This window comes from Bradyrhizobium ottawaense (assembly GCF_900099825.1).
GTDB lineage: Bacteria > Pseudomonadota > Alphaproteobacteria > Rhizobiales > Xanthobacteraceae > Bradyrhizobium > Bradyrhizobium ottawaense_A.
Genome location: NZ_LT629693.1, coordinates 3950803 through 3968223, shown reverse-complemented (window position 1 = coordinate 3968223; position 17421 = coordinate 3950803). Strand labels below are relative to the sequence as shown.

Genomic DNA, 17421 nt, shown 5'->3' with positions numbered 1-17421 from the left:
CCCACAAGGAACCATCGCCATGATGCAGCTCTACTGGTCGCCCCGCTCTCGCTCGTTCTCGTCGCTGTGGCTGATGGAAGAAACCGGGCAGCCTTATGAGCGCGTGCTGACCGATATTTCCACCGGCGCGCAGAAGCGGGTCGAATATCTGGCGATCAATCCGATGGGCAAGGTGCCGGCGCTGAAGGACGGCGACACGGCGCTGGCGGAAGCCGCGGCGATCTGCGCCTACGTCGCCGAGCGTTACCCCGAGGCGAAACTGGCGCCGCCGCTCGGCGATCCGCTGCGGGCAAGGTATCTCTACTGGCTGTTCTTCGGCCCCGGCTGCATCGAGCCCGCGATGGTTCAGATCGCGACCAAGATCGAGATGAATCCGGTCGCCGCCGGCTGGGGCGACGCGCAGCGCGTCATCGACGTGCTCGACAACGCGCTGGAGAAAGGCCCGTGGATTCTCGGCGAGACGTTTTCGGCGGCCGACATCGTCATCGGCTCGGGGCTGAACTTCGCGGTGCGGCTGTTCAAGATGATCCCGTCGCGGCCGTCGTTCGACGCTTACATCACCCGCTGCATGGAGCGGCCGGCGTTCCAGCGCGCGGAGAAGATCGCTGCGGGATAGGGCATGATGGGCGGCTCTGACACAAAATAGCGAAAACAACCCCATGCAAAGTAGAAACGAGCCCCCCGCGCAGCGTTGCGCCGAGCCGCCTTAGCCTGGGACGACACGTGGATCGACGTCCTGCGCGTAATCGACGCCGTCGATGCCAAATCCGAACAGGCGCAGGAACTGGCTCTTGTATTCGCCAAGGTCCGCCAACTCGCCGAGCGTTTCCGTCGAAAGCAGCGGCCATCGGCGCGACACTTCCTTTTGAACTTCGGGCGAAAGCTCCCAGTCGTCGAGCCGCAGACGCTGCGCTTCGTCGACGGGTGCATTCGCGCCAAGGCGCGTCCGGAACAGGCGATCGATCTGCTCGATGCAGCCTTCGTGGAGCCCGAGTTTCTTCATCACCTTGAACAGCACCGTCCCGTAGAGCGGCACCACCGGAATGGCCGAACTCGCCTGGGTGACCACGGCCTTCAGCGCCACAACGCGGGCCGCGTCCGGGCCGAGCCGGCCCCGGATCGCTTCCGCCTTGCGATCGAGATCGACCTTGGCGCGACCGAGCGTGCCGTTCCAGTAGATCGGCCAGGTCAGTTCGCTGCCGATATAGGTGTAGTTGAGTGTCCGGAAGCCCGGCGCCAGAACACCGGCGTCCGCGAGCTGGTCGATCCAGCGCTTCCAGTCATCGCCTCCCATGACCGCGACCGTGGCCGCCGCTTCATCCTCACTCGCCGGCGCAATGGTGGTCTCGAAGACCTCGCCGGTTTCAGTGTTGAGGGTCTTGATTTCGACGGGGGCGCCCAGCGGCTTGATCGCCGAACGATAGGTCTGGCCGGTGTCCGGGTCGGTCCGGACCGGAGCGGCCATGCTGTAGACCAGCATGTCCAGCTGTCCGAACCGTTCGCGGACACGGTCGATGAAGTTTTTCTTCATGTCGTGCGAAAAGGCGTCGCCCTCCAGCGTGAGGGGGGACCGACCGATCTTCTGAGCCTCGATCTCGAATGCGCGGTTGTTGTACCAGCCGGCGCTGCCCGATTTGGTTGCCGTGGGCTCGCGCTCCAGCGACACGCCGATGGTCTCCGCGCCCCCGGCGAAGGTCGCAACGATGCGGCTGGCGAGGCCGTAACCCGTCGAACAGCCGAGCACGGCGACGCGCTTGGGACACTCCGGAATCGGCCCCTGGCGAAGAACATAGGCGATCTGCTCGCGGACATTTGTGGCACAGCCGACCGGATGTGCCGTCGTGCAGATGAAGCCTCGCACGCGCGGTTCGATAATCATGCCCACCCCATTTTCGGATTGTTGCAAGGTCTTGATTCGCTGCCTGCCGACCTCCCGCCGCAAGCGAGAAGTGGCAAAAGCGAACTACGCATCCATCCGCTTGAACACCAGTGTGGCGTTGGTGCCGCCGAAACCGAACGAGTTCGACAGCACGGTGCCGAGCTTGGCGTTGTCGATGCGCTTGCGCACGATCGGCATGTCGGCGAACACCGGATCGAGCTCGGTGATGTTGGCGCTCTCGCAGACGAAGCCGTTGTTCATCATCAGCAGCGAATAGATCGCTTCCTGCACGCCGGTGGCGCCGAGCGAGTGCCCGGTCAGCGCCTTGGTCGCCGAGATCGGCGGGCACTTGTCGCCGGTCCCGAACACTTTTCGGATCGCCTCGATTTCCGGCGGATCGCCGGCCGGCGTCGAGGTCGCATGCGGGTTGATGTAGTCGATCGGCGTTTTAACGGTTTCCATCGCCATGCGCATGCAGCGCTCGGCGCCTTCGCCCGACGGCGCCACCATGTCGTAGCCGTCAGACGTCGCGCCGTAGCCGATCACTTCGCCGTAGATGCGCGCGCCGCGCGCCTTGGCACGTTCGAGCTCTTCGAGCACGACGACACCGGCGCCGCCGGCGATCACAAAGCCGTCGCGGCTGACGTCGTACGGCCGCGAGGCGGTGGCGGGCGTCGCATTGTATTTCGAGGACATCGCGCCCATGGCGTCGAACAGCACCGACAGCGACCAGTCGAGTTCCTCGCAGCCGCCGGCGAAGATCACGTCCTGCTTGCCGATCTGGATCGTTTCATAGGCATTGCCGATGCAATGGTTCGAGGTCGCGCAGGCCGACGAGATCGAATAGTTCACGCCCTTGATCTTGAACCAGGTCGCGAGCGTCGCCGACGCCGTCGACGACATCGCCTTCGGCACCGCGAACGGTCCGACCCGCTTGGGTCCCTTGGTGCGGGTGATATCGGCGGCTTCGACGATGGTGCGCGCCGACGGTCCGCCGGAGCCCATGATGATGCCGGTGCGGACGTTGGATACTTCGGTCGGCGTCAGTCCGGAATCCTGGATCGCCTGCTCCATCGCGATGTGATTCCACGCCGCGCCCTCGCCGAGGAATCGCATCGCGCGCCGGTCGATGACATCGGCCGGATTGATCGTCGGCGCGCCCTGCACCTGCGAACGGAAGCCGAGCTCGGCGTATTTCTCCGCCCGGGTGATGCCGGATTTCGCCTCGTGGAGGCTCGCCAGCACTTCCTGGGTGTTGTTTCCGATGGATGAGACAATCCCCATCCCCGTGATGACAACCCGCCTCATGATCGCCTCGCCCTGCAGTTATGTTGTTCTGTGATGATGTCGTTGACCGCGCTGCTCAAGTGGGAGCGGAGCCCTGCTTGAACAGCCCGACCTTCAGGTCCTTCGCCCGATAGATAATCTCGCCATCCATGGAAAGCCAGCCGTCGGCAACGCCGAGCACCAGCTTTGAGCGCATCACCCGTTTCATGTCGATGTTGTACACAACCTTGCGGGCCTGCGGCAGCACCTGGCCGGAGAACTTCAATTCGCCGAGACCGAGCGCCCGGCCGCGTCCCTCGCCGCCGATCCACCCCAGGTAGAAGCCGACCATTTGCCACATCGCGTCGAGGCCGAGACAGCCCGGCATGACCGGATCGTTCTTGAAATGGCAGCCGAAAAACCAGAGGTCCGGCTTCACATCGAGTTCGGCGCGGATCAGGCCCTTGCCATACTCGCCGCTGGTCTCGGAAATGTCGGTGATGCGGTCGAACATCAGCATCGGCGGCAGCGGCAATTGCGCATTGCCCGGGCCGAACATCTCGCCCCGGCCGCATGCCAGCAAATCCTCGTATTCGTAACCGCTGCGCCGCTCCAGCATCTATTCAGCCTCTAGTTAGATATCCCGATGGAGCGCTTTCGAGTGAACCGGACCGGTCTCCCCACGGGAAACTCACTTGCTTCCCGCAAATTGGCGCTACTTAGGGTGCTATCGGCGATTGCCTCTGCCGAAATCGCATATGTGGTCCGCGCGCTCTGTAACATAGGCCTTGGCGGGCGGCAAAGCGCTGGAAAGGGCTAAAATGCCGCGTTGCCATGCGGGTTCTCCTTAACCCTGGGTCCGTTCTAGTTGCGAAAAACTTGCATCTGGAATATTTCGTCCCTATATTCGGTAAGAATATTACCCGAGTGATCGAGTGCGGTGCCCGACGTGGATATAAACGAGCAGACCTTGAACGATGACGCCATTGATCCGGCCGCCCACGGTACCGGTCATCAACCGGCGCTGACCGGCTGTCCCTGGCATGATGTCAACGAAATGCTGCAGGCGGCCGGCCTGCGGCCGACCCGTCAGCGCATGGCGCTCGGCTGGCTGCTGTTCGGCAAGGGCGCGCGCCACCTCACCGCGGAAATGCTCTACGAGGAAGCGACGCTGGCGAAGGTCCCGGTATCGCTCGCCACCGTCTACAACACCCTCAACCAGCTCACCGATGCCGGTCTGCTGCGCCAGGTCAGCGTCGACGGCACCAAGACCTATTTCGACACCAACGTCACGGCGCATCATCACTTCTATCTCGAGAATAATCACGAGCTGGTCGACATTCCGGATCCGCACCTGGTGCTGAACCGGATGCCGGATGTGCCCGAAGGCTACGAGATCGCCCGCGTCGACATGGTCGTGCGGCTGCGCAAGAAGCGCTGAGCGCTTTCATTCTCACATTCTGAAAAGCCGTAGGGTGGGCAAAGGCGCCTTTGCGCCGTGCCCACCGTCTTTCCCGGACTGCCGTCGTTGATGGTGGGCACGCTTCGCTTTGCCCACCCTACGAATGACGCGCGAGCTTGGCTATTCCACCTTCTCGTCGGCATAAACACCCCACAGCCGCTGCTGCTCGATCCAGCCGTCGAAGCCGCTGCCGATGACGCGGCACCAGCCGCTGGTGCATTTCTTGACCTGGGCGACGACGCCGGCCTGCAGGCGGGCCGCGACCGCGCTGTCCGGATCGGCGCGATCGTAGAGCGGCGCGAGTTCGTCCTTGGTCTTCATGGTGACGACGGCGGTGCGACGGCCGGACAGCAGGGAATGATAGACCCAGCCCTCGGCGCCCTCGGAGTCGCGCACGCGGCGCCAGTTCTCGAATTCGGCGGTGATTTCGACCGGCAGGCCCGAGCGGGTATAGACCCAGGCGACATCGTTATCCTTGGTCGGACCGGCCCTGACATTCACATGATCGGATTTGAGGCTGACATATCGCGGCACCGGCAGGCCGCTGCTGGTCGTGGCCGTATCCTTGGCCGAAAATCCTGTGCTGACCGATGCGCCCAGCCAGCAACCCGCCAGCACCGCCACCGAACAGAAACGCCCCCACGCCATCAACCCATCTCCTGCCGAAATACTGCCAACTCGAATTCTTCGAGTTGAAACGCCCTGCTTACGCCCGAAAACCCCAGACCCCTGTGCCTCGCCTGGTCGCTTCCCGGACCGTGCTTTCCGCAGGGTTCTTGTCTTGGCCCGGCCTTCTGATAGAGAGGACGGAACGATTTAGAACCAGAACGCCCGGATTTTCCCGTGGAAACCCCAAGAAACTCAGGGCTTCAGGGGGAACCCAAGGAAACCGGGATCGCGCGGCACCCGCAGTGTCGAACAACCGGGTTAATGAGGTCTGAACGGCAAGCCTCAGCGAGCCATCCCCTCATGAGAGCAGAACATGTCGGCTAAGAAAAAACCGCTCGTCGTCGTTACCCGCAAGCTGCCGGACTCGATCGAGACCCGGATGCGCGAGCTGTTCGACGCGCGGTTGAATCTCGACGATACGCCGATGACGCCGGAACAGATCGCCGAAGCCGTCTGCACCGCCGACGTGCTGGTGCCGACCGTCACCGACATGATTGGCGAAGAACTGCTCAAGCATCCCGACTGCAAGCTGCGCATGATCGCCAATTTCGGCAACGGCGTCGACAACATCGACGTCACGGCGGCGCATGCGCGCGGCATCACCGTGACCAACACGCCAAAAGTACTGACCGAAGACACCGCCGACATGACCATGGCGCTGATCCTCGCCGTGCCGCGGCGGATGATCGAGGGCGCGGCGATTCTGACCGAGGGCAAGAGCTGGCCGGGCTGGTCGCCGACCTGGATGCTCGGTCATCGCATCGGCGGCAAGCGGCTGGGTATCATCGGCATGGGCCGTATCGGCCAGGCGGTGGCGCGCCGCGCGCGGGCGTTCGGCCTGCAGATCCACTATCACAACCGCCGTCCCGTCGCGCCCAAGATCGCCGAAGAACTCGGCGCCACCTATTGGGAAAGCCTCGACCAGATGCTGGCGCGGATGGACATCATCTCGGTGAACTGTCCGCACACGCCGGCGACCTATCATCTGCTCTCGGCGCGACGGCTGAAGCTGATCCGCAAGGAGGCCTATATCGTCAACACCGCGCGCGGCGGGGTGATCGACGAGGACATGCTGATCAAGCTGATCGAAGCCGGTGAGATCGGCGGCGCCGGGCTCGACGTCTACGAGCACGAGCCCGCGGTCAATCCGAAACTGGTGCGGCTGGCCAGGGCCGGCAAAGCGACCCTGCTGCCGCATATGGGTTCGGCCACCATCGAGGGCCGCGTCGAAATGGGCGAGAAGGTGATCATCAACATCCGCACCTTCCTCGACAACCACAAGCCGCCGGATCGCGTGCTGCCGAGCATGCTGTAACGAATATCTCAACGGGTCGTCCCCGCGAAAGCGGGGACCCATAGCCACCATAGCCTGTTGTTAACGCGGCTGTTGCTCCAGCTTCCCGCCTCACAACGTCCTGTGGTTATGGGTCCCGGATCGCGCTTCGCTTGTCCGGGACGACGATGGATTTTTCGTTTCTCCGCCGCTCCTGCTTCCGCCACTCCGCGACAAAGCTCACGAACGCGGCGAGTGGCGGCGGCGGTTGGCGGCGGCTTGGGTAATACAGGAATGGGCCGGGAAACGGCGCGCACCAGTCTTCGAGCACGCTGACCAACTCACCGGACTTCACTTCGTCGCGCACATAGCCCTCGAAGGTCGGCCAGAAGCCGACGCCATCGAGCGCCGCGCGCCGCGCCAGTCCCGGATAGTTCGCGATCAGCCTTCCGGTTGGCGCCACCTTGACGACACGGCCGGCTTTCTCGAATTCCCAATCGCGGATCGCGCCGCGGCCGAACCGGATCCGGATGCCGACGTGATCGAGCAAGTCCTTCGGGTGTTTCGGCCGGCCATGCTTTTCGACATAGTCCGGCGACGCCACCACCGCATAGCGTTGCGGCGGACCGAGCGAGACCGCGATCATGTCCTGCGCCAGATGTTCGCCATAGCGCACGCCGGCATCGAAGCCATCGGCGACGATGTCGACGAAGGTGCTGTCGCTGACGATTTCAAGATCGATCTGCGGGTGCGCCTGAAGAAACGGCGCAACCATCGGCGCCAGACATAGATCGATCGCCGGTGGCGGCGCGTTGATGCGCAGCCGGCCCGAGGGAACGCCGCGCAGGCCACGGACCTGATCGAGCGCGGTACCGACATCCGATATCGCCGGCCCGACCCCGGCCAGCAGCAACTCGCCGGCTTCCGTGAGCCCGACGCTGCGCGTGGTCCGGTTCATCAGGCGGACCCCGAGCCGCTCCTCCAGTTCGCGCAACCGCTGGCTCAGGCTCGAGACCGAGACCCGTTGCTCCAGCGCCGCACGGCGGAAATTCCGGGTGCGCGCGACGGCGACAAACGCATCGAGATCGCGAAGATCGATATCCTTCATTGTTCGATATATTGAACAAGCTCTTAAGCATTGTCCAGCTTATCGCTGCAATGAAAATGCCCCATATCAGCCTCGTCATCACGGCGCGGAATATCCGCCGCCGATCTCGAGGAGAACCACCATGGACAAGCGTCAACTCGGCACGTCAGGCCCGGCCGTCTCCGCCATCGGCCTCGGCTGCATGGGCATGTCGGACTTTTACGGCCCGGCCGACCGCAGCGAGAGCATCGCCACCCTTCATGCCGCGCTCGATGCCGGGATCACCCTGCTCGACACCGGCGATTTCTACGGCATGGGGCACAATGAAATGCTGATCGGCGACGCGCTCGCGACCCGCGGCCGCGACAATCTGCAGATCAGCGTCAAATTCGGCGCGTTGCGCGATCCGGCGAAGGCTTGGTCCGGCTATGACAGCCGCCCGGCGGCGGTGAAGAATTTCCTCGCTTACTCGCTGCAGCGGCTTCGCGTCGACCATATCGACATCTACCGGCCGGCCCGGCTCGATCCGGACGTGCCGATCGAGGAAACCGTCGGCGCCATGGCCGACATGATCAAGGCCGGCTGGATCAGGCATATCGGACTTTCGGAAGTCGGCTCGGACACCATTCGCCGGGCGCATGCCGTGCATCCGATCGCCGACCTGCAGATCGAATATTCGCTGATCGCGCGCGGCATCGAGAGCGATATCCTGAAAACCTGCCGCGAGCTGGGCATCGGCATCACCGCCTATGGCGTGCTGTCGCGCGGGCTGATCAGCGGTCACTGGTCGAAGGATCGCACGGCGGCCAAGGATTTCCGCCAGATGAGCCCGCGCTTCCAGGGCAGCAATCTCGACAGCAACCTGGCACTGGTGGACCAGTTGCGCGCGATTGCCGATGACATCGGCGCGTCGCCCGCCCAGGTCGCGATCGCCTGGGTCGCCGCGCAGGGCAACGACATCGTGCCGCTGGTCGGTGCCCGCCGCCGCGACCGCCTCACCGAGGCGCTCGGCGCGCTCGAGGTGAAACTGACGGATGCGCATCTGGCGGCGCTTGCAAAGGCGTTTCCGCCGGGTGCCGCAGCCGGCGCGCGCTATCCCGAAGCGCAGCTTGCGCACATGGACAGCGAGAGGAAGCTGACGGCGTGAGGTTGCGGCTGGGGTTCGGCGAATGTTTCCATTCGCTGGACCTCAGCCGATGGCGCGCTTCTATTGCGTTGGGGGCACGCTTGGCCAGAGCCACATCCCCCATTTGGGGGACGATCTACGTCTGCAGCAATCTTATTATGCCTCCTTCGCAGAATGAAGATTCTGAAAAATTTTGCGCCAACGAACGAGGAAATAGATGATGAACCGTGCCGTGTGTCTCAGCATTCTCACCCTGGGTATTGCCGCTGCCTTCACTTCCGTATCGAGCGAACCTGCTGCGGCCGAAAGTTGCGTCGATTTTTCAAGAAATCCCGGTCGGTTCATCAACAACTGCGGCCGCCGGGTCGTGGTACGCTGGACCGACGAATTCGCGTGCCAGAACAACGGCGGGTGTAGTATTACCTTGCGGGCTGGCGAAACCCAGGTGGTGGCCAGCAGCCGCGGCCGCGTCAGCTGGAGTGCGGAATAATCGAAAGCCTTGGTGCTGGCAGCGGGGTCAAGTCGCAGACCGGCGATTCTACATTGCCGCGACGAAGCTCAGAGATAAGCGCTCAAATCGGTGATGGTGGGTGCGTCGCCGTTGAGCGGGTTGGCGGGATCGCGGGCATAGCGCAGGGTTTCGAACCGCATCGCGCGCGCATCCACCATGACCAGCCGCCCGACCAGGCTGTCGCCGAAGCCGACGATTTCGCGGATCGCTTCCAGCGCCATCATCGATCCCAGAATGCCCGCCAGCGCGCCCATTACGCCAGCCTCGGCGCAGGCGGGCACCGCGCCCGGCGGCGGGGCTTCAGGAAACAGACAACGATAGGTCGGATTGAACTGGCCGTCCGCACCGCGCTCATGCGCGCGAATCGTCGTCAGCGAGCCGTCGAACTGGCCCAGCGCCGCGGTGATCAACGGCTTGCCGGCGAGATAGCAGGCATCGGAAACCAGGTAGCGGGTTTCGAAATTATCGGAGCCGTCGAGCACGAGATCATAGCCGCCGATCAGCGACATCGCATTCTTCGCATCGAGACGCACCGCATGCGCCTCGAAATGGACATGGGGATTGAGGGTGTGAATCTGTTCGGCGGCGCTGTCGACCTTGCGCCGGCCGATATCCGGCGTCGCATGGATGATCTGGCGCTGCAGATTGGACAGCGACACGATATCGTCATCGACGGCGCCGAGCGTGCCAACACCGGCGGCCGCCAGATACATCAGGACCGGCGCGCCGAGGCCGCCGGCGCCGATCACCAGCACGGAGGCCTCCTTCAGCGCCGCCTGGCCGGGGCCACCGACGTCGCGCAGCACGATATGGCGGGCGTAGCGTTCGAGTTCGTCGGCCGTCAGCATGGGTCCGTCTAGTCCTTGCGTGGTTCCGTGAACCGGCGCGCTGTTGTTGCCGACCAAGCAGATGTGCTTAATTGGCCTGAGGTCAATGAGCGCCTCAATCGTCTGCCGGGATTTGTCATGAGATCGGTGCTTCGGGCAATATGGATGATCGCGGCTTCGATCTTGACGGTCTCGGTGGTATCCGCGCAGGCGCAGTTGACGCCGCCATCCACCGCCGGCGTCAAGCCGAAACCGGTCACGACCGTACCGATCCGCCCCGCGCTGCAAAAGCCCGAGGATACGGCGAATGCGATGGCGCAGGCCGAGCGGCTGGCGCTGCAGTCGGACCTCGCCTGGGTCGGGCAATATAACGGCGCCATCACCGGCGACGTCAGCGAGCGCATGGTCAACGCGATCAAGGAATTCCAGAAGGCCCGCGGCGGCCGGGAGACCGGCGTGCTCAATTCGCAGGAACGCGGCGTCCTCGCCGATACCGCGAAGCGGCGGCAGGAAAATGTCGGCTGGAAGATCGTCGCCGATCCCGGCACCGGCGTGCGGCTCGGCATTCCGACCAAGCTGGTGCCGCAGCAGACCAGCGACGCCAACGGCGTCAAATGGACGTCCCCGACCGGAACGATCCAGATCCAGCTAGCGCGGCGCAAGGAGGCCAATCCCACCACGGCCAAACTCGCCGAGCGGGAAAAGAAGGAGGCCGGCCGCAACATCGACTACACCGTGGTCAAGCCGGACTTCTTCGTGCTGTCCGGCCTGCAGGGTCTGAAGAAGTTTTATCTTCGCGGCACCTTCAAGGGCGACGAGGTTCGTATCCTCACCATCCTCTACGATCAGGCGACCGAAAATACCGTGGAGCCGGTGGTGATCGCGATGTCGAGCGCGTTCAACGCGTTTCCGTCGGGCGCGCAGGCCGCGGGACCGCCGCCGCGCAAGACCGTGGAATACGGCACCGGTGTCGTCGTCAGCGACGACGGCGCTGTTGTCGCCGACCGGCAGATCACCGACGGCTGCCTTGCGGTCACGATCGCAGGCTTCGGCAATGCCGACCGGGTCGCCGAGGACAAGGACCATGATCTGGCGCTGCTGCGCATCTACGGCGCGCGCGGGCTGAAGGCGCTCAATCTCGCCAACGCCGCGACCAAGACCGCACTCGACCTGACCGGCATTTCGGATCCGCAAAACCAGGGCGGCAATGCCGCAGTAAGCAGCGTCAAGGCCTCGGTCGCCCAGCTTGGCGGCGGCAGCGACGTCGCACTCTCGCCGCCACCGTCGCTCGGCTTTTCCGGCGCCGCCGCGCTCGACGGCGACGGCAGGTTCGCCGGCATCGCGCTGCTGAAACCGGTACTGGTCTCGGGGCCCGCGAATGCCACGCCTGCGGCGCAGGCGGTATTGGTGACATCGGACACCGTGCGCGATTTTCTCAAGGCCAATGGTGTGAATGCGGCCGGTGCTTCGTTCGATGCGAAAGCATCCGTGGTCCGCGTGATCTGTGTGAGGAAGTAGCTCCGCTGTCGTCACCCGCGAAAGCGGGTGATCCAGTATTCCAGAGACATCAGCGATAGGATCGACAGGCCGCGGCGTACTGGATACCCGCTTTCGCGGGAATGACATCTGCTGATGTGACGGCGAGCAGCGTTCCTTACGCCAGCCCGAACCTCACCCCCGCGCGCGCGAGCCCGCCGGCGAGAGCGACCGGTGTGCCGTCAGCGCGCCAGCACGCGGCGCCGGACATCCTGCCATCATCGTGAAACTGGATGCCGTTCATACCGCCGGCTACCGTCGGCAGCGCCAGCACCTTGTGGCCCATCGACGCGAGTTCGGCGCGCACGCTGTCAGGCACGGCGAGCTCGACTTCGAGCGCGTTACCCTCGGTCCAGACCCGCGGCGCCTCGACCGCTTCCTGCAGGCTCATGCCGTGGTCGATCAGATTGACCAGCGCTTGCATCGCGCTCGGAAAAATCCGCTTTCCGCCGGGCAGCCCGAGCGCATAGACGAGTTTACCGTCGCGCAGCGCCATCATCGGGGACATCGAGGTGGTGACGCGCTTGCCCGGCGCCAGCGACAGCGCGTGGCCCGGCCGCGGATCGTACAGGTTCATGTAATTGTTCGGCACGGTGCCAAGCCCGGGGATCAAAATCTTGGCGCCGAACAGGTTGTTGATGGTCTGCGTGGTCGCGACCACGTTGCCGAACGCATCCGCCGCGGTCATGTGCGTGGTGTGGGCGCTTTCGAGCTGGGCAATACCGGCGCCCCAGGCCTGCGCGCGGTTGGAATCGATCGCGCCGCGGCGTTCCTCGGCATAGGCCTTCGAGGTCAGCCGCTCCACCGGGACATGGATGAAATCAGGATCGCCGCTCGCCGCCGCACGATCGGCAAAGGCGATCTTCAGCACTTCGGCGAGGTAATGGATCGTCTCGGCGGAGCCGAAGCCGAGTTTCGCGATGTCGTAGCCTTCGAGGATGTTGAGCATCTGCGCGATGTGCACGCCGGAGGCAGCGGGCGGCGGCGGCCCCAGAATTTCCCAACCGCGATAATCGGCGCGGATCGGCTGCCGCTCGACGGTCCTGTAGGAGGTGAGATCCTGGCGGGTGATGAAGCCGCCATTCGCCTTCATGTAATCGGCCAGGATATCGCCGAGCGGCCCCTGATACAGCGCCGCCTCGCCATGCTGCGAGATGTGCTTGAGCGTCTCCGCATATTCCGATTGCAGCACGCGTTCGCCGGCCTTCAGCGGCACGCCGTCAGGCAGATAGATCGCCGAGATCGCTTCGTCCTTCAGCATTTCCTCCGCGCCGTCGGTGATGCATTCGTGCAGATACGGCGTTGCGGCATAGCCGCGCGAGGCGTGCTTGATCGCGGGCTGCATCACATCGGCAAGGCTCATGGTGCCGAACCGCTGCAGCGTCTCGCACCAGGCCTTGAGCGAGCCCGGCACCGCGACCGCTTTCGGACCGTTCAGATTTTCATCGCCTATCGTGTCGAACACGTCATGCGCCGAACCCGGCTTTGATGTGTAGGTGTCGGGACGAACTGCCGACGGCACGGTGCTCTGGCCGTCGATGAAACGATGGCTGCCGTCGGCGAGCCGGATATGCGCCATGCCGCCGCCGATGATGCCGACCATCATCGGTTCGACCACCGTCAGCGTGAACAAGGTCGCGATCGCCGCATCGATGGCGTTGCCGCCGGCCGCCAGCATCTCCGCGCCCGCAGCCGAGGCCAGCGGATGGTTGCTGACGACCATGCCGCGGCTGCCGGACGCCGGCTGCTTCAGGCATTGAAAGGTGGTGGCCGCGCGATCCCGCCAGTTGCCGCTCATGCTCGTTTCCCGTTTGTTGTTCTTGAACCGATCATCGCATTACAGCGCAAATCCGCCAGTATTCATACGGAATAGCGAGGGCGCGCTATCGATTGCTGTTCAGCCAGTTTTCCCGGGTCACGCGCCATTTTTCCGATCTGGATTGACCATCGTGATGCGGAAGCTCGACATAGCCAACAAACTCGGCGCCGGTCTTCTGCTTGACCCGGCGTGACGCCACGTTGGTGGCCGCGTTGCAGACGTAGAAACTCTCGATGCCCAGCGTGTTGAAGGCAAAGTCGTTCACCGCCGTGATGGCTTCGGTCATCAGGCCCTGGTTCCAGTACGGCTCCGCGAGCCAGAAGCCACGGTTGCCTTTTGCACTCTCGGCCCTTGGGCGGAAAATGAATGTTGCCGATCGCCTCGCCGTTACCGGACCGCAACGTCAGAACCCATTGATAGATTTCTTCGCCGGCGGCGATCTTTTCGAATTGGAGTTTGACGAAGGTTTCCGCCCCGTCATCCGGATACGGCCAGGGCACGATGCGTGCGAGCCGCCGGATGACGTTCCAGTTGTTGAAATGGCGCTGAATGTCAGGCGCGTCGGAAAGCGCCAGCGGCCGCAGCACCAGCCGCTTTGTCTGCAATGTCGGCGTCGCTATTTCTGGCATTTCGGGCACCAGAACGTCGAGCGGCCGTTCTGGACGAAGCGCCGCACGATGCCGCCGCAACCGGCGGTCTGGCAGGTCTCGCCCTCGCGGTCATAGACCCTGAACGAGTGCTGGAAATAGCCGAGTTCGCCCGAGGTCAGGCGGTGATCGCTGATCGAGGAGCCGCCGGCCTTGATCGCCTGGTTCAGCACGGTGTGGATCGCGCTCACCAGGCGCTGGGCATGATCGGTAGGTTCGGCGGCTTTTTTGGTGGCCAGCGTCGCAGCCAGCCGGCGTGGCGACAGATGCGCGCGAAACAGCGCCTCGCAGACGTAGATGTTGCCGAGCCCCGCGACCACGCGCTGGTCGAGCAGCGCCGCCTTCAGGCTGGTCTTCTTGTTGGCGCAGGCGCGCGCCAGCATCGCCGCGTCGAATTCGTTGCCGAGCGGTTCGGGGCCGAGGCCGTTGAGCAACGGCTCGTCCTCCAGCGCATTGCGGGCGATGATCTTCATGTAGCCGAAGCGGCGCGGATCATTGAAGACCACCGCCGCACCCGACGACATGTGGAACACGACGTGGTCATGGGCGCGGTCTTCACTGCGCGGGTGGTGGAATTGGCCGGGCGTGCTGCCGGCCTTACCTTCAAGCACCCGGAACGAACCGGACATGCCCAGATGCATCAGCAGCACGTCGCCGGAGGCGAGATCCGCCATCAGATACTTGGCGCGGCGGCCGAGGCCGGTCACAACCTGGCCTTCCAGCCGCGCGATAAAGTCTTTTTGAAACGGAAACCGCAAATCCTTGCGCCGGGCTTCGGCTTTGAGGATTTTTGACCCCTCCATGGCGGGCTGCAGGCCGCGGCGGACGGTCTCAACTTCGGGCAATTCAGGCATGCAGGTATTCACCTTATGAAGGTGACGTGATAGCGCCATTGCGGCGGGCGCGCTATGGTCCGGTATGGAGTTGAGTTGATGGATCGGCCGGACCAAACCACGCATTTTGGCTTCAGGGACGTGCCCCTCGGGGACAAGCAGACGCTGGTGAACGACGTGTTTCACAGCGTGGCTGCTCGTTACGACCTGATGAACGACCTGATGTCGGTGGGCCTGCACCGGATCTGGAAGGACATCATGATCACGGCGCTCAACCCGCCGAAGAGCGATGCGCCGTTTGCGCTGCTCGACGTCGCCGGCGGCACCGGCGACATCTCGTTTCGAGCCGCCAAGGCGGCCGGCGCCGGCTTCCATGCCACCGTCTGCGACATCAACACCGACATGCTCGAAGTCGGCCGCACCCGCGCCGCCGCGCGTCATCTCGACCAGCGGGTTTCCTTCGTCGAGGGCAATGCCGAAGCGCTGGCCTTTCCCGACCGCGGCTTCGACGCCTACACCATCGCGTTCGGCATCCGCAACGTGCCGCGGATCGACGCCGCGCTGCGTGAGGCCTATCGCGTGCTGCGGCCCGGCAGCCGATTCCTGTGCCTGGAATTTTCCACCGTCGACGTGCCCGGGCTCGACCGGATCTACGACCTGTTCTCGTTCAAGGTGATCCCGCCGCTCGGCCGCGCCGTGACTGGCGATGCCGAGTCCTATCAATATCTCGTCGAATCGATCCGCAAGTTTCCCAAGCCCAATGCCTTCGCCGAGATGATCCGCGCGGCCGGCTTCTCGCGGGTGAAGTGGGAAAGCCTCTCCGGCGGTATCGTGGCGCTGCATTCGGGCTGGCGTTTGTGATTTCTGCGGCGACCCACATCGCGCGATTGGTCCGCGCTGGTTACGTGTTCGCGCGCGAAGGCGTGTTCGGCGTCGTCGATCCGAGCCTGGTGCCGCCGCCCGGCCAACTCGCGTTGCGTCTGGCGCGGCTGATCGAACGGCCCGGCGCCAAATCCGGCCCGCGGCTGTCGCGCGCGCTGACGCGATTGGGACCCGCTTATCTCAAGCTCGGGCAGTTTCTCGCGACGCGGCCCGACGTGGTCGGCGTCGCGATGGCGCGCGATCTCGAAGCCCTGCAGGACCGGCTGCCGCCGTTCTCCGAGGCCGAGGCCGAAGCCGTGATCGCGCAATCGCTGGAACGCCCTGTGGCGCAGGCGTTTGTGAACCTCGGCCCGGCGGTGGCCGCGGCCTCGATCGCGCAGGTGCATCGCGGCGTGGTCGAACGCGACGGCAAGCACAAGAACGTCGCGGTCAAAGTACTCCGGCCCAATGTCGCCGCGCGTTTCCGCCGCGACCTCGCCGACTTCTTCTTTGTCGCGTACAACGCCGAGGCGCATTCGGCCGAAGCGCGGCGGCTGCGGCTGATCGAAGTCATCAACACGATGTCGCGCTCGGTCGCGATGGAAATGGACCTGCGGCTGGAAGCGGCGGCGATGTCCGAGATGGCCGAGAACATCCGCGACGATCCGGATTTCCGCGTGCCCACTGTCGATTGGGACCGCACCACCCACAACGTGCTGACGATGGAGTGGATCGACGGCATCGCGCTGAACGACCATGTGCGGCTCGAACAGTCGCACATCGACCTGCCCGAGCTCGGCCGCAAGGTGATCCAGAGTTTTCTGCGCCACGCGCTGCGCGACGGCTTCTTTCATGCCGACATGCATCCGGGCAATCTGTTCCTCGACGCGGCCGGCCGGCTGGTGGCGGTCGATTTCGGCATCATGGGCCGGCTCGGGCTGAAGGAGCGGCGCTTCCTCGCCGAAATTCTCTTAGGATTCATCACCCGCGACTATCGTCGCGTCGCCGAGGTGCACTTCGAGGCCGGCTATGTGCCGGGCCATCACTCGGTCGAGAATTTCGCGCAAGCGATCCGCGCCATCGGCGAGCCGATCCACAACCGCACCGCCGAAGAAATCTCGATGGCGAAGCTCCTGACCTTGCTGCTCGAGGTCACCGGCCTGTTCGACATGCAGACCCGGCCCGAACTGATCCTGCTGCAGAAGACCATGGTGGTGGTCGAAGGCGTGGCGCGCGGTTTCGATCCCAAGCTCGATATCTGGAAGGTCGCCGATCCCGTCGTGCGCGAATGGATCGAGCGCAACCTCGGACCGATCGGACGCATCCAGGGTGCGATGTCCGGCGCCGGCGAACTCGGCCGGGTGGCGGCAAGCCTGCCCGCGATTGCCTCGCGGGCGGTCGCGGTGCTGGAAAATCTCGAGAGGATGACGCGCGAGGGCGTTACGCTGTCGCCGGAGACGATCGCGGCGATGGCCCGGACCGAGAGCCGCAAGAACCGCTGGCGCACGCTGGCGCTGTGGATCATCGCGGCGACCTTCATTGGAATTCTGGTCGCCGTGCGGCAACTTTGATTGCATTGATATCATATATTTGATATCAATGCTGTCAGTTCCTGCCGGAGCCCG

16 protein-coding genes and 1 pseudogene are annotated in these 17421 nt (G+C 64.1%); 8 read left to right on the top strand and 9 right to left on the bottom strand.

Annotated elements, in window-relative coordinates:
• Nucleotides 1-19 precede the first annotated feature (19 nt).
• A complete protein-coding gene (locus BLR13_RS18535; RefSeq protein ID WP_074820777.1) occupies nucleotides 20-616 on the top strand; it encodes a glutathione S-transferase family protein in 597 nt (198 codons plus the stop codon).
• 90 nt (nucleotides 617-706) lie between these two features.
• Here the strand turns inward: BLR13_RS18535 and fabV are convergent, their stop codons facing one another.
• From fabV to fabA, 3 genes are all read right to left on the bottom strand, one after another.
• Complete coding sequence (gene fabV / locus BLR13_RS18530) at nucleotides 707-1879, bottom strand: enoyl-ACP reductase FabV (RefSeq protein ID WP_074820779.1); 1173 nt, start codon at nucleotides 1877-1879, stop codon at nucleotides 707-709.
• A gap of 84 nt (nucleotides 1880-1963) precedes the next feature.
• Nucleotides 1964-3187, bottom strand: coding sequence for a beta-ketoacyl-ACP synthase I (fabB, locus tag BLR13_RS18525; protein ID WP_074820783.1), 1224 nt, complete (start codon nucleotides 3185-3187; stop codon nucleotides 1964-1966).
• A 55-nt stretch (nucleotides 3188-3242) separates the two neighbouring features.
• A complete protein-coding gene (gene fabA / locus BLR13_RS18520; protein WP_074820786.1) occupies nucleotides 3243-3764 on the bottom strand; it encodes a 3-hydroxyacyl-[acyl-carrier-protein] dehydratase FabA in 522 nt (173 codons plus the stop codon).
• A gap of 351 nt (nucleotides 3765-4115) precedes the next feature.
• Between fabA and irrA the strand changes: the two genes are divergently transcribed.
• Nucleotides 4116-4586 (top strand): iron response transcriptional regulator IrrA, encoded by a 471-nt coding sequence (gene irrA / locus BLR13_RS18515; RefSeq protein ID WP_283806904.1) that lies wholly within the window; start codon nucleotides 4116-4118, stop codon nucleotides 4584-4586.
• Nucleotides 4587-4727: 141 nt separating this feature from the next.
• On the opposite strand, the gene BLR13_RS18510 is transcribed toward irrA, so the two are convergent.
• Nucleotides 4728-5255, bottom strand: coding sequence for an SH3 domain-containing protein (locus BLR13_RS18510; protein WP_074820790.1), 528 nt, complete (start codon nucleotides 5253-5255; stop codon nucleotides 4728-4730).
• A 334-nt stretch (nucleotides 5256-5589) separates the two neighbouring features.
• Here BLR13_RS18510 and BLR13_RS18505 point away from each other — a divergent pair, with 334 nt between their 5' ends.
• Nucleotides 5590-6591 (top strand): 2-hydroxyacid dehydrogenase, encoded by a 1002-nt coding sequence (locus BLR13_RS18505; protein WP_074820795.1) that lies wholly within the window; start codon nucleotides 5590-5592, stop codon nucleotides 6589-6591.
• A gap of 106 nt (nucleotides 6592-6697) precedes the next feature.
• Here the strand turns inward: BLR13_RS18505 and BLR13_RS18500 are convergent, their stop codons facing one another.
• Nucleotides 6698-7657, bottom strand: coding sequence for a LysR family transcriptional regulator (locus BLR13_RS18500; protein WP_074820800.1), 960 nt, complete (start codon nucleotides 7655-7657; stop codon nucleotides 6698-6700).
• A gap of 121 nt (nucleotides 7658-7778) precedes the next feature.
• Here BLR13_RS18500 and BLR13_RS18495 point away from each other — a divergent pair, with 121 nt between their 5' ends.
• Both BLR13_RS18495 and BLR13_RS18490 read left to right on the top strand, forming a co-directional pair.
• Nucleotides 7779-8783, top strand: coding sequence for an aldo/keto reductase (locus BLR13_RS18495; RefSeq protein ID WP_074820803.1), 1005 nt, complete (start codon nucleotides 7779-7781; stop codon nucleotides 8781-8783).
• 196 nt (nucleotides 8784-8979) lie between these two features.
• Entirely contained in the window at nucleotides 8980-9252 is a 273-nt protein-coding gene (locus tag BLR13_RS18490; RefSeq protein WP_074820805.1) for a hypothetical protein, read from the top strand.
• A gap of 68 nt (nucleotides 9253-9320) precedes the next feature.
• Here BLR13_RS18490 and BLR13_RS18485 read toward each other — a convergent pair whose 3' ends face one another.
• Nucleotides 9321-10121 carry a HesA/MoeB/ThiF family protein gene (locus tag BLR13_RS18485; protein ID WP_074820807.1) on the bottom strand — a complete coding sequence of 267 codons (801 nt, stop codon included), beginning with the start codon at nucleotides 10119-10121 and terminating at the stop codon, nucleotides 9321-9323.
• 117 nt (nucleotides 10122-10238) lie between these two features.
• Between BLR13_RS18485 and BLR13_RS18480 the strand changes: the two genes are divergently transcribed.
• Nucleotides 10239-11618, top strand: coding sequence for a serine protease (locus tag BLR13_RS18480; protein WP_074820810.1), 1380 nt, complete (start codon nucleotides 10239-10241; stop codon nucleotides 11616-11618).
• A gap of 136 nt (nucleotides 11619-11754) precedes the next feature.
• On the opposite strand, the gene ggt is transcribed toward BLR13_RS18480, so the two are convergent.
• The 3 genes and pseudogenes from ggt to mutM all read right to left on the bottom strand — a co-directional run bounded on the left by ggt (nucleotide 11755) and on the right by mutM (nucleotide 14956).
• On the bottom strand, nucleotides 11755-13434 hold the full coding sequence (gene ggt / locus BLR13_RS18475) for a gamma-glutamyltransferase (RefSeq protein ID WP_074820812.1): 1680 nt from the start codon (nucleotides 13432-13434) through the stop codon (nucleotides 11755-11757).
• An 85-nt stretch (nucleotides 13435-13519) separates the two neighbouring features.
• Nucleotides 13520-14084 (bottom strand): annotated as a pseudogene (locus BLR13_RS18470) (GNAT family N-acetyltransferase).
• Complete coding sequence (gene mutM, locus BLR13_RS18465; protein ID WP_074820814.1) at nucleotides 14072-14956, bottom strand: bifunctional DNA-formamidopyrimidine glycosylase/DNA-(apurinic or apyrimidinic site) lyase; 885 nt, start codon at nucleotides 14954-14956, stop codon at nucleotides 14072-14074. The pseudogene BLR13_RS18470 and the gene mutM overlap by 13 nt, the downstream one beginning before the upstream one ends.
• Nucleotides 14957-15034: 78 nt before the next feature.
• Between mutM and ubiE the strand changes: the two genes are divergently transcribed.
• Both ubiE and ubiB read left to right on the top strand, forming a co-directional pair.
• Nucleotides 15035-15796: a bifunctional demethylmenaquinone methyltransferase/2-methoxy-6-polyprenyl-1,4-benzoquinol methylase UbiE gene (gene ubiE, locus BLR13_RS18460; RefSeq protein WP_074820816.1), complete on the top strand. Its 762-nt coding sequence runs from the start codon at nucleotides 15035-15037 to the stop codon at nucleotides 15794-15796.
• Complete coding sequence (ubiB, locus tag BLR13_RS18455) at nucleotides 15793-17367, top strand: 2-polyprenylphenol 6-hydroxylase (protein ID WP_074820819.1); 1575 nt, start codon at nucleotides 15793-15795, stop codon at nucleotides 17365-17367. The genes ubiE and ubiB overlap by 4 nt, the downstream gene beginning before the upstream one ends.
• Nucleotides 17368-17421: the final 54 nt, after the last annotated feature.

Excerpts from the sequence above, each read along its gene's own strand:
- fabV (WP_074820779.1), bottom strand. The coding sequence starts at position 1,879 with ATGATTATCGAACCGCGCGTGCGAGGCTTCATCTGCACGACGGCACAT.
- ggt (WP_074820812.1), bottom strand. The coding sequence starts at position 13,434 with ATGAGCGGCAACTGGCGGGATCGCGCGGCCACCACCTTTCAATGCCTG.
- BLR13_RS18480 (WP_074820810.1), top strand. The coding sequence starts at position 10,239 with ATGAGATCGGTGCTTCGGGCAATATGGATGATCGCGGCTTCGATCTTG.
- BLR13_RS18495 (WP_074820803.1), top strand. The coding sequence starts at position 7,779 with ATGGACAAGCGTCAACTCGGCACGTCAGGCCCGGCCGTCTCCGCCATC.
- BLR13_RS18505 (WP_074820795.1), top strand. The coding sequence starts at position 5,590 with ATGTCGGCTAAGAAAAAACCGCTCGTCGTCGTTACCCGCAAGCTGCCG.
- BLR13_RS18535 (WP_074820777.1), top strand. The coding sequence starts at position 20 with ATGATGCAGCTCTACTGGTCGCCCCGCTCTCGCTCGTTCTCGTCGCTG.
- BLR13_RS18510 (WP_074820790.1), bottom strand. The coding sequence starts at position 5,255 with ATGGCGTGGGGGCGTTTCTGTTCGGTGGCGGTGCTGGCGGGTTGCTGG.
- fabB (WP_074820783.1), bottom strand. The coding sequence starts at position 3,187 with ATGAGGCGGGTTGTCATCACGGGGATGGGGATTGTCTCATCCATCGGA.
- mutM (WP_074820814.1), bottom strand. The coding sequence starts at position 14,956 with ATGCCTGAATTGCCCGAAGTTGAGACCGTCCGCCGCGGCCTGCAGCCC.
- ubiE (WP_074820816.1), top strand. The coding sequence starts at position 15,035 with ATGGATCGGCCGGACCAAACCACGCATTTTGGCTTCAGGGACGTGCCC.
- BLR13_RS18500 (WP_074820800.1), bottom strand. The coding sequence starts at position 7,657 with ATGAAGGATATCGATCTTCGCGATCTCGATGCGTTTGTCGCCGTCGCG.
- BLR13_RS18485 (WP_074820807.1), bottom strand. The coding sequence starts at position 10,121 with ATGCTGACGGCCGACGAACTCGAACGCTACGCCCGCCATATCGTGCTG.
- BLR13_RS18490 (WP_074820805.1), top strand. The coding sequence starts at position 8,980 with ATGATGAACCGTGCCGTGTGTCTCAGCATTCTCACCCTGGGTATTGCC.
- fabA (WP_074820786.1), bottom strand. The coding sequence starts at position 3,764 with ATGCTGGAGCGGCGCAGCGGTTACGAATACGAGGATTTGCTGGCATGC.